The organism is Halococcus salsus, assembly GCF_009900715.1.
GTDB lineage: Archaea > Halobacteriota > Halobacteria > Halobacteriales > Halococcaceae > Halococcus > Halococcus salsus.
In genome coordinates this window covers 965,626-981,857 of the sequence record NZ_JAAAJC010000001.1, presented here as the reverse complement: position 1 = coordinate 981,857, position 16,232 = coordinate 965,626, and the positions used below count along the sequence as shown (strand labels likewise).

The 16,232-nt window shown below is 66.4% G+C and carries 12 protein-coding genes; 4 read left to right on the top strand and 8 right to left on the bottom strand.

From position 1 onward, the window contains the following. Positions 1-28: 28 nt before the first annotated feature. The 6 genes from GT355_RS05180 to GT355_RS05155 all read right to left on the bottom strand — a co-directional run bounded on the left by GT355_RS05180 (position 29) and on the right by GT355_RS05155 (position 7,545). Complete coding sequence (locus GT355_RS05180) at positions 29-877, bottom strand: sugar phosphate isomerase/epimerase family protein (RefSeq protein ID WP_160133628.1); 849 nt, start codon at positions 875-877, stop codon at positions 29-31. 50 nt (positions 878-927) lie between these two features. Further along, complete coding sequence (locus GT355_RS05175; protein ID WP_240145719.1) at positions 928-1,836, bottom strand: UbiA family prenyltransferase; 909 nt, start codon at positions 1,834-1,836, stop codon at positions 928-930. Positions 1,837-1,841: 5 nt separating this feature from the next. Continuing rightward, entirely contained in the window at positions 1,842-2,672 is an 831-nt protein-coding gene (locus GT355_RS05170) for a sugar phosphate isomerase/epimerase family protein (protein ID WP_160133626.1), read from the bottom strand. Next, entirely contained in the window at positions 2,669-3,472 is an 804-nt protein-coding gene (locus GT355_RS05165; RefSeq protein WP_160133625.1) for a TatD family hydrolase, read from the bottom strand. The genes GT355_RS05170 and GT355_RS05165 overlap by 4 nt, the downstream gene beginning before the upstream one ends. A gap of 158 nt (positions 3,473-3,630) precedes the next feature. Then, positions 3,631-5,343: a glutamate--tRNA ligase gene (locus GT355_RS05160; RefSeq protein WP_160133624.1), complete on the bottom strand. Its 1,713-nt coding sequence runs from the start codon at positions 5,341-5,343 to the stop codon at positions 3,631-3,633. 351 nt (positions 5,344-5,694) lie between these two features. Further along, positions 5,695-7,545: an FAD-binding protein gene (locus tag GT355_RS05155; RefSeq protein ID WP_160133623.1), complete on the bottom strand. Its 1,851-nt coding sequence runs from the start codon at positions 7,543-7,545 to the stop codon at positions 5,695-5,697. Between the two features lie 167 nt (positions 7,546-7,712). Between GT355_RS05155 and GT355_RS05150 the strand changes: the two genes are divergently transcribed. Beyond that, positions 7,713-8,990 carry an eIF2B alpha/beta/delta subunit family protein gene (locus tag GT355_RS05150; protein WP_160133622.1) on the top strand — a complete coding sequence of 426 codons (1,278 nt, stop codon included), beginning with the start codon at positions 7,713-7,715 and terminating at the stop codon, positions 8,988-8,990. Between the two features lie 94 nt (positions 8,991-9,084). Here GT355_RS05150 and GT355_RS05145 read toward each other — a convergent pair whose 3' ends face one another. Continuing rightward, complete coding sequence (locus GT355_RS05145) at positions 9,085-11,871, bottom strand: glycosyl hydrolase (protein WP_160133621.1); 2,787 nt, start codon at positions 11,869-11,871, stop codon at positions 9,085-9,087. Positions 11,872-12,059: 188 nt separating this feature from the next. On the opposite strand from GT355_RS05145, the gene priS reads away from it, so the two are divergent. The 3 genes from priS to GT355_RS05130 are packed head-to-tail and all read left to right on the top strand — an operon-like array spanning position 12,060 to position 14,824. Further along, positions 12,060-13,241: a DNA primase small subunit PriS gene (priS, locus tag GT355_RS05140; protein ID WP_160133620.1), complete on the top strand. Its 1,182-nt coding sequence runs from the start codon at positions 12,060-12,062 to the stop codon at positions 13,239-13,241. A 1-nt stretch (position 13,242) separates the two neighbouring features. Continuing rightward, on the top strand, positions 13,243-14,160 hold the full coding sequence (locus GT355_RS05135; RefSeq protein WP_160133619.1) for a hypothetical protein: 918 nt from the start codon (positions 13,243-13,245) through the stop codon (positions 14,158-14,160). Between the two features lie 37 nt (positions 14,161-14,197). Then, positions 14,198-14,824, top strand: a complete 627-nt coding sequence (locus GT355_RS05130) for a GNAT family N-acetyltransferase (protein WP_160133618.1) — start codon at positions 14,198-14,200, stop codon at positions 14,822-14,824. A gap of 35 nt (positions 14,825-14,859) precedes the next feature. Here the strand turns inward: GT355_RS05130 and GT355_RS05125 are convergent, their stop codons facing one another. Further along, entirely contained in the window at positions 14,860-16,230 is a 1,371-nt protein-coding gene (locus tag GT355_RS05125) for a geranylgeranyl reductase family protein (protein ID WP_160133617.1), read from the bottom strand. Positions 16,231-16,232: the final 2 nt, after the last annotated feature.

Sequence of the window (16,232 nt, the reverse complement as noted above, 5' to 3'; positions counted from 1 at the left end):
TATCGGAGTTTCGGACCCCCGCCGGTCGCTATCGGAACTCGGCGAGCGCGTCGGCAGCCCGACTGGCGGCCTCGTCGGGGTTCGCGGTGTAGGTGTAGAGTTCGAGCGTCGCGAACCCGTCGTAGTCGACGTCGTCGAGCGCGTCGAACATCGCCCGGAAGTCGAGGTCGCCGTCGCCCGGAACCAGATGGTAGTGCTTGCCGCGTCGCCCGCCCGCGATGTCTTCGAGGTGGATCCCCGTGATGTGACCCGCACACTGGCGGATCGCCTCGGCCGGATCCTCGCCGTAGACCGCCGCGTGGCCCAGGTCGAGGTTGACGCCGAGCGAGTCCCGACCCACGTCGCCGATCAGCGCGAGCACCTCGTCCGTACACTCGACGAGGAGTTCGGGTTCGTACTCGATCCCGACCCGGACGTCGTGTTCCTCGGCGTGGTCGAGGATCGTGTGGAGCGAGTCGCGGAGGTACTCGTGGGCCTGCTCGGGCGGGTTGTTGGCGAGCGGGCGGCCGGTGCCGATGCTGACGGCGGGCGCGTCGACGGCGTCGGCGAACTCGATGGCGCGTTTCGTGTACTCGATCCGCCACTCGCGGTCCTCGTCGTCGTCGGTCACGATGCTCGGGTCGAAGAACGAGGACGGCGGCGCGTCGTCGTAGTAGCCCGCGGCGGTGTTGGCGTTGACGCTCGATACGGGTAGTTCAGTATCGTCGAGCGCCGCGAGCGTGGCCTCGCGGTCCGAATTGGCGAACTCGGGGAAGAAGGCGTGCGGCGTGTCGGCGAGGAGTTCGACGCCGTCGTAGCCGTGGCCGGCGATGCGGTCGATCGCTTCGGGGAGCGGGTGACGGGTGTAGGCGTTCGTCGAGAACGCGAGGTCGACCATGGTCGAAAAACGGTCGCCGCGCCCAAACGCTTTCCGAGATCAGCACCGGGTCACGAGACGTCGAACAGCCGCGAGAACCCGAGAGCGGGGATCAGAAACGCGACCGCGGCGAGCGCCCACGGGAGCCCCGCAACCGCCGCGAACGCCGCGTCGAGGACGACGAGCGCGAGCACGCAGGTCCCGACCGCCGGCCCGACGGTGTCCGGCCGGGGTGTCGCGTAGGCCCGCCCGATCGCCTGCCCGGTCCATCCGAAGAACCCCACGACGAGCGCGACCGCGAGGAGGATCTCGACGAGCGACGGTCGAACGAACCCGACCAGCGCGACGACCGCGACGCCGCCGAGGACGACCCCGCCCGCCGCACCCGCCACGACGCCTCGCTCGGTGGTGGTGGCCTCGTTCGCCGCCATCCGCGTGACGAGCGCGATGTAGCCGACGACGACGAGGGGGACGAATACAGTCCAGATAGGGACCCCAAAGCCGCCCGCCGCGAATCCGAGCGCGACGTCGAACCCGCGTGCGGCCCCCATCGCGAGGAATCCGATACCGGTCCCCTTCAGCCAGCCGTCGTAGGCGAGCACGACGACGGCGAGCGCCGCCGCGACGACGCCACCCTGAAGCTCGGCGGCGAGGAAACCGACCACGACCCCGGCCGTCAGCAGACCGCCACCGAGCGCGCCCGCCCGCGAGCGCGCGACCCGACCACTTGGGATCGGTCGCTCGGGGCGCTCCCGTGCATCGACTGGAGCATCGAAGTAGTCGTTGAGCGTCGTGCCGCCCGCGTAGAGGAGAACGGAGGCGAGCGTGAGGCCGGCGAGCGCGGGGATCGACACCGAACCACCGCTCGCGGCGACCAGCGCCGCGCCGAGCACCACGTCGGGCGGTGCGCTGAAGAGGTTCGGCAATCGGACTAGGCTCGCGTAGGCCTCGAACCGGTCCCGGAGGTCGCCGCGCGGCACCCGTCTCAGGCCCACCCGTGGGTTTCGAGGTAGGCCATCGCGTCCTCGACCGTCTCGGCTGCCGTCTCCTCGTAGGGGTAGAGTTCGACCGTCACGAACTCCTCGTACCCCGCGTCGTCGAGCGCCGCGAGGAAGCCGTCGATGTCCATCGCGCCCTCGCCGAGTTGGGTGTGTTCGTGCCGGCGGTCCTCGGGAATGTCGTCGAGGTGGACGTGGTCGACGTAGTCGGCGAGCGCCTCGTACGCCGCGACGGGGTCCTCGCCCACGCTGAAGAGGTGGCCGGCGTCGAAGTTACAGCGGACCTGTGAATGATCGATCCGGTCGACGAACTCGAGGTACTCGTCGGCCGTCTCGATCAGGAGGTCGGGTTCGGGTTCGACGTGGAGGTCCACACCGACCTCCTCCGCGACGGGGAGGACGTCTTCGAGGCTCTCGACGAACGTCTCTAGGGCCCACTCGCGGGACTTCTCCTCGGGGACCGGACCGCCGGGCTCGATCGAGATGTAGTCGTGGTCGAGCGCCGCCGCGGTCCGGAGCGCGCCCTTCGTGTAGTCGATCCGCCGCTGCCGGTAGTCGGTGTCCGGCTCGATGTAGGAGGGGTGGTGAAAGCCCTCGATCGCGGTCAGCATGAACGCGTTGCAGTTGCTGATCGCGAGGTCGTTGTCGGCGAGGGTCCGCTGGACCCGCTCGACGGTTTCCTCGTCCGTGTCGGGCGGGTAGAGGTGGGGCCGGTCGAACAGGAGTTCGATCCCGTCGTAGCCCGCGTCGGCGACGATTTCGATGGTCTCCACAGGTGTATACTCGCGGAACGCGTTGGCCGAGAAGCCGAACTTCATGGGCGCTCGTAGTCGAAGTTCGGCGACTGGTCGAAGAACTCGTAGGGGTTGTCGAAGACGACCTTCTTGACGTCCTCGCGATCCCAGCCACGGTCCAGCATCTTGTCCCGCGCTTTGGGGACCGCGAGGGGGTCCGATGGGTCCCAGTCGGCGGCGCTGTTGAAGAGCATCTTGTCGGTGCCGTACTCCTCGAGGAGGTCGATCGCGGCCTCGGCCTCGATCTTCCCGGGATAGAGCGTGAAGCCGACGTAGCAGTCGGTCGTCAGGGAGGTCTCGATGGTCTCGGCCGTGTTGTGGTCGATCACGATCCGCTCCTGGGTCACGCCCTCGTCCTCGATGACCTCCACGATCCGCTCGGTGCCGGAGGGTTTGTCGGTGTGTGGGGTGTGGATGATGACCGGGAGTTCGCGTTCGTCGGCCATCCGCAACTGCTCGCGGAGCGCCCATTCTTCATCCTCCGTCTGCTGGTCGAAGCCGATCTCGCCGACCCCGACGACGTTCTCGCGGTCGAGGTACTCGGGGATCCCCTCCAAAACTTCCTCGGCCATCTCGCGGTAGTTGGCCTCCTTGGGTTCGAGACCGATCGTCACATAGTGACTCATCCCACCCGCGCGCTCCGCGCGCTGGGTTTCGAAGTCGATGATCTGCTCGAAGTAATCGAAGAACGAACCCGCGTACTCCTTGTCGGTGCCGCTCCAGAAGGCGGGTTCGATGCAGCACTCGACGCCGGCCATCCGCGCGCGCTGGTAGTCGTCGGCCGAGCGCGAGACCATGTGCATGTGCGGGTCGATGATCTCCATGTTCGGCGATCCGTTCGGACGGAGTTTATACCTGCTGAAAACGGGAAACAGCGTATTCACGGACGAGGGCGTTCCGAAGGCCGGATCCGGTTCGCGTGCCCAGCACGTCCCGTTCTCGGACCGAGTTTGGCTTCGTCCACGATTCCGGGTGGCGTTCGCTACGGATGCGCGAAGTACGCCACCGTCTCGTCCGAGCCCTGCCGGTCTATTCGGGCGAAGCCGATCCGCTCGAACTGGACCACGTCGTCGGGGTCGGCGGAGCCGATACCGGGTTCGGCGTGGCCCGCGACGTCTCCCTCCATCGTCCGGAGCGTGAGTGGGCGGTTCTCGTTCGCCGGAACCCAGTGAACCACCGGCACGTCCTCCTCGCGGACCACGTCGATGTCGGTGCCGACGAACTCGAATTCGTTCTCGCTGTTTCGGACACAGCCGTAGCCCTTCAGCCAGACGCGCTCGCCCTCGTCCGGGAGGTCGTCGGGTTCGACGAGGACCGCTTCTCCGACGGGGATCTCGCGAACGCCGCGGTCGGTGTGGTCCGGGTGGACGGGCGGTTCGCCGGTCTCCGGTCCGCCGTCGAGGGCCCTCTCGACGCCGTCACGAACGAAGAACGCACGGTCGGCGTCGTCGTCGACCCGTTCGCGGTTCGCGGCGTAGATCGAACTCATGGCGAGGTCGACGTTCGAGGTCGAAGTGCCGAGTTCGACCATCGCGTCGGTGATCGCCCCGCCCTCGATGCCGCGCCGCCGAAGGCTCGCGAGCGTGGGTGCGCGCGGGTCGTCCCAGCCGTCGAGTGACCCCTCGTCGATGCGCTCCTTGATCGTCGAGGTGCTCATCTGCACGTCGTAGGCCTCGACCTGGACGTGGCCCCAGTGGACGACCTCGGGGTACGCCCAGTCGAAGTAGTCGTAGAGGAAGCGCTGGCGTTTCGCCGAGTCCTGGAGGTCGATGCCCCGGATGATGTGGGTGATACCGAAGAGATGGTCGTCGACGCCGGACTGGAAGTCGAGCAGCGGCCAGCAGCGGTACTCGCTTGCTTCCTCGCGCGGGTGCGGTGTATCGACCATCCGGAAGGCGACCCAGTCGCGGAGCGCGGGGTTCTTGTGGGTGATGTCGGTGCGGACGCGGAGGACCATCTCGCCCGCGCCGTACTCGCCGTCAACCATCGCCTCGAACTCCTCGCGGGTCTTCTGGGGACTCTTGTCGCGGTGAGGACACGCCTCGCCGGAGTTCTTCAGGTCCGAGAACTCGCCGGCAGGACAGGGGCAGGTGTAGGCCCCGCCGAGGTCGATGAGTTCGCGGGCGTGGTCGTAGTAGGTCTCCATCCGGTCGGAGGCTTTGACTACCTCGTCGGGTTCGAAACCGAGGTACTCGATAGCGCCCACGATGGCGTCGTAGGCCGAGAGGTCGGGTCGTTTGGTCTCGGGGTCGGTGTCGTCGAATCGACAGAGCATCCAGCCGTCGTAGCGCTCCTTGTAGGTCCCGATGACGGCGGGCATCCGGCCGTGACCGAGGTGCCAGGGGCCGTTGGGGTTGGGTGCGAGGCGCATCCGTACAGGTGCATCCTCGGCGTTCGGGAGGTCCGGAAGCGGGTGATCGTCGCCCTCGTCGTCGGTCTGGAGTTCGGCGAGGAGGTCGGGCGCGACGACTTCGAGGCGTTTCTGTCGGCCCTCGGTGTCGAGTTCGTTGACCCGTGAGACCACCGGTGCGACGACACCGGGGACTTCGTCGCCGTGTTCGCGGAAGTCGGGATTCTCGCCCATCAGGGGGCCGATGACCGCACCGACGTCGGCGTCGCTGTCGTGTTTGACCGCGTTGAGCAGGGCGTGTTTTTCGGCCTCGTGCTCGACCTGCTCGCGGAGTTCGTCGTTCATTACCCCGGATTTTTCGCCCGCGACGAAAACTCGTCTGGTTGATGGCGGCCGGCGGGTGCGGTCGCGGCGCGGCCGGCGGGTGCGGTGCGGCGGCCGCCGCGGTGGTGGTTAGCAGTTGCGGAGCGGTGCCTGGCGGATGAAGGGCGAGCGCCCGGAGGGCGCGAGGGCTTCGGCGGTGTTGTGCGGGGCGGTTGCGGAGTCGTTAGCAACTGTACCGCGAACGAGCGGCGCGAGTGAGCGGGCCAAGGAACCCCCGAGCGGAGCGAGTGGGGTGACGACGGCTTTTGATCCACATTTTGCCAGGGAGCGAGCAACGCGAGCGACCGCAGCAAAAGGTGGAGGTTGGAGGTTCTAGTAGTGCCGTTCGACCGGCTCGTACTCGCCCTCTTCGCCCTCGAGGATCACCGGGGCGTAGTAGAGGTTCGGCGAGCCCTCGTTCCAGGAGAGCATGGTGTGTTTGATCCAGTTCTCGTCGTCGCGCTCCTGGTAGCCCTCGCGCCAGTGCGCGCCGCGGAACTCGGTGCGGGCGAGTGCGCCGAGCGTGATGGCCTCGGCGAGGTCGATGAGGTTCCGGGTCTCGATGGTGTGCTGGAGGTCGGTGTTGAAGGTCCGCGAGGGGTCGTTGACGTAGACGTCCTCGTAGTCCTCACGGGCCTGTCGGATGTCGCGGAGCGCCTGCTTCAGGCCCTCCTCGTTCCGGAAGACGTTGACGTTCGCCGTCATCGACTTCTGGAGTTCGGTCCGAACCTCGGCGTGCTGGACGCCGTCGTCCTTTTCGAGCAGCCGTTCGATGCGTGCGCGCTCGGTTTCGAGCGCGTGCTCGACCGTCTCGTCCATCCCCACGACCGCGCCGCCGTCGGTGGCGGTGCCGCCGTCCGCCACCACGTCGTCGTCGGTGGTGTCGACCGCACCCGGGGAGACGGGGGTGTCGACCTCGCCGGAACCGATGCTCGCCGAGGGTCCGGTCTCGATCTCCGCGGGCTTCATCTCCTTGCCGGCGGCGTGGCGACCCGCGCGCGCGCCGAAGATGATGAGCTCGGGCAAGGCGTTCCCGCCCAGCCGGTTCGAGCCGTGAACCGAGACACAAGCACACTCGCCCGCGGCGTAGAGCCCGCCGATGCAGGTCTCGCCGTTCTCGTCGACCTCGATGCCACCCATCTCGTAGTGCTGGCCCGGTTTGACTCGCATCGGGGCCTCCAGGGGGTTGACGCCCTCGAAGTCCTCCGAGAGGTGGATGATGTTCTCCAGTCTGTCCGTGATCCGCTCCTCGCCGAGGTGGCGCATGTCGAGGTGGACGTAGTCGTCCTCGAAGCCACGGCCCGCGTTGATCTCGTCGAGTTCGGCGCGTGCGACCACGTCGCGACTCGCGAGCTCGCCGACGTTGTTGGCGTAGCCACCCTCGAACATGAAGCGCTCGCCCTCCGAGTTGTAGAGGATGCCACCCTCGCCACGGACCCCTTCGGTGATCAGGACCCCGGTCGAGGGAAGCGTCGTGGGGTGGAACTGGACGAACTCCATGTCCTCGAGCGGGACGCCCGCGCGGTAGGCCATCGCCTGGCCGTCGCCGGTGTTGGCGATGGCATTCGTGGTGTGGTCGTAGACCTGCCCCGGACCACCCGTCGCGAGGATGACTCCGTTTCGGGCCTTGAACGCGTCGATCTCGCCGGTTTGAATGTCGTAGGCGACGACGCCGTGACACTCGCGCTCCTCCGGATCGTCGTGGTCGGTCACAGCGAGGTTCGAGACGTACCACTCGTCGTAGACCGTGATCCCTCGCTTCACGACCTGTTCGTACATCGTGTGGAGCAGGTGGTGGCCGGTTTCGGCACCGGCGTAGGTCGTCCGCGGGAAGGAGAGCCCGCCGAACGGGCGCTGGCTCATCCGACCGTCGTCCTCACGCGAGAAGGCCATCCCCCAGTGTTCGAGCTGGATCACCTCGTCGGGACTCTGGTGGACCAGGGTCTCGATGGCGGGTGCATCGCCGAGGTAGTCAGACCCCTTCATCGTGTCCTTGGCGTGCGATTCCCACGAGTCGCCCTCGCGGAGCGCGGCGTTGATCCCGCCCTCCGCCGCCCCGGTGTGCGAGCGCACCGGATGGAGCTTCGAGACGAGGGCGACGTCCGCACCCTCCTCGTCCGCCGCGACCGCCGCCCGGAGGCCGGCCCCGCCCGCGCCGACCACGATGACGTCGTGTTCGTACATCCTTGTTCGTACTCGGGCCTACCGTGACTTGAGGCTGTCCATGCACGACATGGGTTCCGGTACTCCGAGGGGACCCTCCAGACGATCGCTCGTCCATTCGAGCCCCGATCCGTCCCACAACACGATCCGACCGTTTACGACCGCCCCGGACGAAGTGCGGGAAATCCATGTCAACCCGTGCCGCCCGTTCCGTCGTCTGCTTCCTCCGAAATCGTGGCGAGGTTCTGCTGGTTCGGCCACGCGGATCGGACGGGGAACCCGGACGGTGGGATGGGGTCTCGGACACCGTTTCGGACGATCCCGGACGGGGTGCACGAAACGCGGTCCGGTCGGTGGTCGGGCCGGAGAACGACTGTTCGCCCGTTCGGGCCGGCGAGCCGTTCCCGATCGAGGACGGACGAGAGGGGTCCCGCGAGCGGTTCCCGTTTCTGTTCGAGTGCGACTCGCGCGCCGTCGAACCCAGTGACGAAGTCGTCGAATTCGAGTGGGTCCCTCCGACCGAGATCCGGCGGCGCGAGACGGTCCCCGGTCTCGGGCGCGCCTACGAACGCGTCGCGCCCACGGTCGAAACGGTCGCGGCGGACACCGACCACGGGTCGGCCTGGCTCTCGGTAAGTGCCCTCGCCGTCCTCCGGGATCGGGCCGGCGGGCTCGCGACGGCTGACGACCCAAGCGGCGAACACGAGTGGGACGACCTCCTCGACCTCGCTGCGGATCTCCGCGCGGCGCGCCCGAGCATGGCGGTCGTCGAAAACCGGGTCAACCGCGCGATGGCTACGGCGAACGAGAGCGGGACGGCCGAAGCGGTCGAGCGAGCGACCATCGACGGCATCGAACGCGCGTTCGAAGCGGATGCCGCGGCGGCACGCGAGGCGGCCGGCCTGCTCTCGGGGACCGTGGTCACGCTCTCCCGGTCGGGAACGGTGCTCGACGCGCTCCGAACGGCCGACGGGACATCGGTGATCGTCGGCGAGTCACGGCCCGCGCGTGAGGGTGTCGGTGTCGCCGAAGCGCTCGCCGACGACCGCTCGGTGACGCTCGCGGTGGACGCGGCCCTCCCGCATCTCCTCGCGACCCGTCCCGTCGAGTGCGTGCTCGTCGGTGCGGACACGGTCCTGTCGGACGGAAGCGTCGTGAACAAGGTCGGGACGCGCGGCCTCGCTCTCGCCGCCGCGCACGAGGGTATTCCTACCTACGCCGTCACGTCGAGCGACAAGATCAGTTACGACGGCGATCCCGACTTCGAGGATGGGGCTCGTGGCGCGGTCTACGACGGCGGGGAGACGATCGATATCGCGAACCCGACCTTCGACCGCACCCCAGCCGACGCCGTGACCGTCGTGACCGAGGACGGACCACTCGCCCCGAGCGATATCGCCGACCGAGCCGACGAGCTCGCGGGGCTCGCCGACCGGACAAAAGACACAAGTCCGGATCCCGAATAACCCGACCGGGCGGCCGTGACGAGGGTTACCCCCACCGAGCCCCGTGTGATGAGACCCGTTTCCCGAGCCGCCCCGTCTTCTCCCGGTACTGAGGCTACTCGCCGTTGAACGATGCGGACGTGAGTGGTGTCGTACCCGAGGCCGCCGCGCCAGCTCCCGAGTAGGCGTCGACACCCTCCCGATAGGCCGTGTAGGCGTTGACCCGCTCGCCGTCGTAGCTCACCCGCTCGGTGCCGTGCCTGCCGTTGAACATCGCCCAGTCGGTCTCCTTGTCCTCGTTGAACCAGCACCACATGTCGACGCCTTCGTCGTCGAAGTACTCGAACGCGCTGCGGATCCAGTCGTCTTTCCGGGCGGGGTCGGATCCGGAGTTCGTTGCCGAACTACTCGCGGTCTCGGCGATACAGACGGGTTTGTCCGCGAGGTTTCGGACCCGGCCGAGCATGTTCCCGAAGACGGCATCGGGCGAGCGCCAGCTCGACCAGTCCTGGCTCGTGCCCCACTGATACCCATCGACCGAGAGCCAATCGACGTAGTCGTCGCCGGGATAGAGCTCCTCGGCGGTGTACGAACCCTGGTCCTCGGCGTTGACACACCACATCCACTCGATGTTCGCGGTGTCGATCCCCGAGTACCGGAACTGGTCGTGGACGTGCCGCCACATCTCGACGTAGCTCGACGCCGAGGAGTTCCCGACCGTCGGCGACCACGGGTACCAGTCGCCGTTCATCTCGTGTGCGAGGCGGATGTACGCCCGGCGGTCGTCGTCGGTGCCCTGCTCGCCGTCGGGACCCGCGAGCCACTGCCGGAGCCGCCAGACCCACGTCTTGAGGTAGTCGTCGTACTCCCCGTTCGCGATTCGAACCTCGATGTCGTCCGGTGTGGTGGTGTCGAGGCTCTCGAGGTAGGCGCTGTACTCCTGGTTCTCGACGATAGCCTGTGTGTCGACCGACGCGGCGCTCGCCCCCGGCGTGTACGGCTCCCACGTGATGAGCGGGATCCGCCCCGCATCCCATATCCGCGGGAGGAGATAGTCGAACAGCCAGTTCAGGTGCCCCTCGTCCGAGTTCCACGGGATGAAGATCGTCTGGACCGGGTACTGTGCGTCCTGCCACTCCTCGATCCGGTCGATGGTCGCGAAGTCCGTGTCGCTGATGCCACTGTGGATACCGAGTACCGGGGATGGTCCCGAGTCGGCGATGGTTTCACCGTTCACTTTAACCGTCGCGTCGCCGTCGACGTCGAGGTTGATGAGTTCGCCGGCGAAGGTATAGGAGTCGGTACCACCGTGAACGTGACCGGTCGCCGTCGACCCCGAGACCTCGTCGCCAGAGTCGATCGTCCCGTTGTCGGCGGTGCTCTTCTCGAGCCCGCTCGTCACGGAGAACGTGTAGTCGACACGTGAGTCGGCGGTGATCGTGATGAGGTTGTATGCATCGGGGTCGATTTCGGTGCCGTTCAGCGTGACGGTGGCATCACCATCTAGGTCGAAGAACAGAACATTGCCCGAAACTTCGTAGGAGTCAATACCACCGTTGACACGGCCGGTTGCAATCGAACCCGATATGACGTCATTAGTATCGATCGATGCACCGTTCGCCTCACTTTTTTCGAGTCCCTCTGAAACCCCAACTGTGTAATTTCCTTCCGAATTGCTGCCGTCAATCGTAAGAATGTTGTCAGAACCACCATCTGGATCCTCACTGGAGTCGATACGATGACCGTTCATCGTGACGATAGCATCACCATCAAGCGAGAGCGCTTCAAGATCGCCGGCGAACACGTAACTATCGACGCCGTTTTCGATCCCGTCACCAGTTACCGTATTTCCGGAGATAGTATCGTCCGCGTTAATGCTCCCCCCGTTAGCCGTGCTTTTTGCCAATCCTCCGCTGACGGAGAGTTCGTAGTTGAAATCGCCCCTTCCAGCTATTGAAAGCACGTTTTCCGGATAATTCGCGGGATCTATACGACTCCCGTTCAGAGAGATGGTCGCACTTCCATCCACGTCAAGCGCCTCGATTCCTTCGCTAAAGACATAACTATCAACGCCGTTTTTGATGCCGTTCCCGGTGGCAGTAGTGCCGGAGATGGTGTCTTCGTCGTTGATGCTGCCACCGTTAGCGGTACTCTTCGCCAACTCTCGACTCGTTGCAAGCGTATACTCGAAGTCGCCCTCCCCTTCGATCGAAAGTACATTATCTGAGTAGTTGTCTGGGTTGATACGCTGACCATTGACCACCACTGTTGCACTACCTGTCAAATCGAGAAACGTGATCTCGCCAGAGAAGACATAACTATCGACACCACTTTCAATACCATCTCCAGTGGCAGTGGTCCCGGAAATGGTGTCGTCATCGTTGATGCTCCCACCGTTCGCTGTGCTCTTCTCGATACCGCCGCTCGTCGCAAGCGTATACTCGAAGTCGCCGTTTCCGGCTATCGAAACGACGTTGCTTGGATAGTCGTCCGGATCTATCTCTCCACCGTCGACCGTCACTGTCGCATCGCCCTCGAACGCGAACGACTCGACCTCGCCCGAGAACTCGTAGCTATCGACACCCCCACCGCCACCCTGCCCAGTCGCCGTACTTCCCGAGATCGTATCGTTGGGGTCGATGCTCGCGCCGTTAGCGCTCGATTTCTCCAACTCGCCGCTCACAGAAACCGTGTACGAGAACCGACCGCCGTTGCTCGCGATGGTGAGCGTTCGCGAAAGCGACTGTGCCGCCGCCGGGGTCACCAGAACCCCGCCGGCGATACCGAGCGAACTCAGTTGCAACACCCGTCGCCGTGAGAGCGCCGCTCGCTCCGAAAGGTCCGGTTCGGTTCCCGCTCGTGGCTCGACGTCCCGCTCGCGCCCCTCGTGTGGTCCACCCATTCCTGCGAAGATGGTGCTGCCAATCGGTGTTAAATTTTGTCGTTCCGGATAAAATCTGCGTTCCACCGGTGAGATATGACAACCGATGTACTCGATGTGCGCAACGGAAGCGGAAGGATCGACATCGGAACCCGTGACGGTGGCGAGACGGTAGGATTATGCCGGTGTTTCCCGAAGCGAGGGACCTGATGGAAGAGCGCACGCGCGCCTATCTCCGGGGGCGATTTCGGGACCACTACCGCCGGACGGAGCCAGTGCTCCCGCCCGACGCCGACGCGCGCGAGTGGGGATATATCCCGTGGACGTCGGGGCCCGGGACCACGATGGTCCGGCACAAGTCGACCCTCGACCTCGGCGACCTCGGGGAGTTCCTCGCGCGCGAACGCCCGCGCCACGTCTACTTCTCCGCGGGCCGGTACGACGACCCCGCGGCGGGGTCGATGAGCGAGAAGGGCTGGGTCGGCTCCGACCTGGTCTTCGACCTCGACGCCGACCACCTCCCGGCCGTCGAACTCGGCGTCGACAGTTACGGGGAAATGCTCGAGAAGTGCAAAGCCGCGCTGCTTCGATTGCTCGACTTTCTGGAAGACGACTTCGGGTTTCAGGACCTCACGGTCGTGTTCTCCGGCGGGCGGGGTTACCACGTCCACGTTCGCGACCCGGCGGTGCAGCCGCTCGAAAGCGACGCCCGCCGGGAGATCGTCGACTACGTTCGTGGCATCGGGCTCGACCTCGAAGGGGTGATCCACGAGGAGGCCGTCGGCGGGACGGCGGGACGGGCGAGCCCGGCGAGGAAGCGCACCCTCCGCACGACGGGGGGCTGGAGCGCGCGCGCTCATCGCCACCTCATGTCGTTCGTCGACGAGCTCGTTGCGATGGACGACGAGGATGCGGTCGAGCGCCTCCGCGAGTTCGACGGGATCGGCGAGGGGAAAGCGACGGCCGCGCTCCGGGCCGCCCGCACGAACGACGACCAGATCGCGACCGGCAACATCGACGTCCATCCGGCCTTTTACTCGCTCTCGCGCCAGCTGATCCCCGAGGTGGTCGCGGCGGACAACGCGCCGATCGACGAACCCGTCACGACGGACACCAACCGCCTGATTCGACTCCCAGGAAGTCTCCACGGCGGGAGCGGGCTGTGTGTCACACGGCTCGACCGCGACGCGATCGAGGCGTTCGACCCCCTGACCGACGCGGTCCCGGACACCTTTCGGAACCAGGAGATATCGGTCGAAGTCGAGGAGGAATCACAGGTCGAACTCGGGGGCGATAGCTTTACACTCCCGGCGGGCACACATCGAGTTCGTGAATACGCGGGCGTGTTCCTGATGGCACGCGGCCGCGCCGAGAAGGGCGAGGAAGCATAGTATGGATCTCGGAGACCTCCAGTCGGCACGGAGCAAGGAACGCCAGCGCGATAGCCTCCAGCATCTCCACGACGACTTCTACGCCGACGTCGGCTCGTTCGTCGCCGAGCTCAGAACCGAGCGCGAACGCGCCGCCGCGGCGTCGGACGACCCGTTCGACGCCCCCGAGGTCCGCCGGCTGACCGACGACATCAAGGCCGCCGAGAACACCGTCGAGGCGGTCTACGAGCGCCGGGTCGGCAAACTCGTCAAGCTCGCGAGCCTCGCGGCCGCCGGGATGCCCGCCGAGACCGACGGCCTCACCGACGAGGAGCGCGACCTCTTCGAGACCCTCGTGAACGCAATCGAATCGAACCGTGAACACGTCCTCGACGACGTGCTCGCCGGCGACCGCGCGACCGGCGGGTCGGTCGACGTCACCGACTCGGCCACCGAACCAGATAGCGAACCAGCCGCCAGCGACACACCCGACACAGCGGAGGCGACCGAATCGGTGGAACCCGGGGAACAAGCGGACCCCGCAGAAACCATCGACCCAGTGGACGTGGGAGCCGAGCCTGCCGAGAACGAAGCCGTCGGAAACGAGCCCGCCGGGAGCGAGGTCGGTGGAGGGGCTGCGACGGCCGACGAGGGTGTCAGCGTGGCGGACGCGATGGGCGGGCAGTCACCGAAGCCCACTAGCGAGTCGGGCGAGACGTCCGCCGCCGCGGACCGCGCGCCGGCCGGCGCGGACGACGCGGGTGGCGAGACGCCGAACCCCGACACCGACCGCACGACCGTCCGGATCACCCAGGACGTCGGCGAGGTCTTCGGCGTCGACGAACAGACCTACCACCTCTCCGCCGAGGACGTGGTCACCCTCCCAGAAGTCAACGCGACGCCGCTCGTCGAGCGCGACGCGGCCGAACAGCTCGATTGACGTCGGCGGGGTTCCGGTATCGCGCGGTCGAGTAGCCATGACACCGACACTCTTTCCGACGCGAATCGAGACGGAGCGACTGGTCTTCGAGCGGTTCGATCACGACACCGTCGACCCCTTCGAGTTCTACACGTTCGTCACCCGCGACGACTGGCAGGGCGCGGCGACCGAGCACATGCCGTGGTTTCGTTTTCGACGCCTCGACCAGGTGATGGCGTTCCTCGACCGTGCCGAACGGCGATGGGAGGAACACGACGAGGCGCGGTATCTCCTCCGGCGGAAGGCCGACCACGAGATCGTCGGGACCACCGCGTACGGTCCCGAGTGGGAGGAGCGTCGCGCCGGGTCGGGAATCGTGCTCGCGGAGCACTATTGGGGACGCGAGTACGGCCTTGAACGCGCATCGGTGTTCGTCGAACTCAGCTTCGAGCGCTACGACCTCGATGCCTACTACACGACGTGTGCCGCCGACAACCGTCCGTCCCGGCGGATGATCGAGAAGTACGTCTCGAAGTACGGCGGGCAACACGAGGGGCTGCTGCGCCAACACTCGTCCCGGCCCGACGGTACCGTGACCGATCAGCATCGGTTCACGATCCTTCGCGAGGAGTACGAAGCCGCAACTGACGGCGAGGAGACGATGGCGTTCGAGGTGGAGTGGTAGGCCGGCGGTCCGTTAGCTGGACGACCTAGAACGGATCAGTACTTCGCCTCGGCACCCGCCGTCGCGTAGATGACGTCCATCAACCCGTCGCGCTGGGCCTGCCAGGCCTCGAACGCCTCTGGATCGTCGGGATACTCCTCGTAGTGATCGAGCAGACGGTCGGCCTGCGTCTTGGTCTTGTAGAGGTCGAGCACCGTCCCCCAGTGGCCGAAGCTCTTGACCGCCGTGCGGAGCGCGAGCGGCAGGCTGATGTCGGCACTCCCGGAGTAGAGCGCGTCGGAGAGCTTCTCGGCCGGGAGGGACGCGAGCAGGCCAGTGAGATTGCCCATCCCCACCGCGCCGACGAAGATGTTGTAGATGTCGAGCCCCGCGTACCGGCCGCCGAAGTGGTCCATGACGCGCTCGTTGTACTCCCAGAGGGCGGCCTCGCTCGTGTCGCCGTCCTCGATCGCTTCGATCGCCGCCTCGGCGGCGTACTCCCCGCCGTAGGCCGCGCCCGCGATCCCGCCGCCGGTCGTGGGGTTGACGTGGCCCGCAGCGTCGCCGACCGCGATGAAACCGGGGGCGACCGCCGAGTCGTAGGGTCGGCGGGTCGGGAGCGCCGCGCCGAGTTTGTCCTTGACTTTCGCGCCCTTGAACTCGGGGCGCTCGCGGAGGTCGCGTTTCAGCGACTCGACCAGTTTCATCGGTTCCTCGGTCATCTGGAACCCGAGCCCGACGTTGATCTCGGTGCTGGTTCGCGGGAAGTACCAGAGGTAGCCCGCAGCGCGTTCGGTGGGCTTGAACACCAGTGCGTCGTTCCACTCGACGGGTTCGGGAACCTCGACGACCTCGCGGTAGGCCGAGGAGAACTGCGAGTAGTTGACGTCGGTGTCGAAGGTCGCGTTCGAGAGGTCGGCTTTGTCCTGAAGCAACGAGAGCGCGCCCGCAGCGTCGATCACGATCTCGGGGTCGTACTCGGCCGCCTCGCCCTGCCGTCTACCCGCGAGGCCGGTCACGCGACCGTCCGCGTCCTGGTGGACGTCGTTCACGACCGTGTCGTAGTGGAACTCGACGCCGGCCTTCTCCGCCCCCTCGATGAGGAGCTTGCCGAACTTCAGGCGGTCGATGACACCGAGTTCGCCGGGGACGGGGATATCGAGGACGGCGTCCTCCTGTGGGATCTCGAACCGGCCGTGGTCGACCACGGTGTTCGTGATGGCGGGTTCGATCTGGGACTTGGGGATCGCCTCGGGGAAGGCGTCCGCGCCCTTGAGCGCGTCGCCACAGGCGATGTGGCCGGCTTCCTCCGGCGATTTGCGCTCGACGATGACGACGTCGTAGCCCGCCCGCGCGATGGTCGCCGCGGCGTAACACCCGCTGGTCCCCGCGCCGACGACGGCGACATCGGGTTCGTAGGTGGTCATGC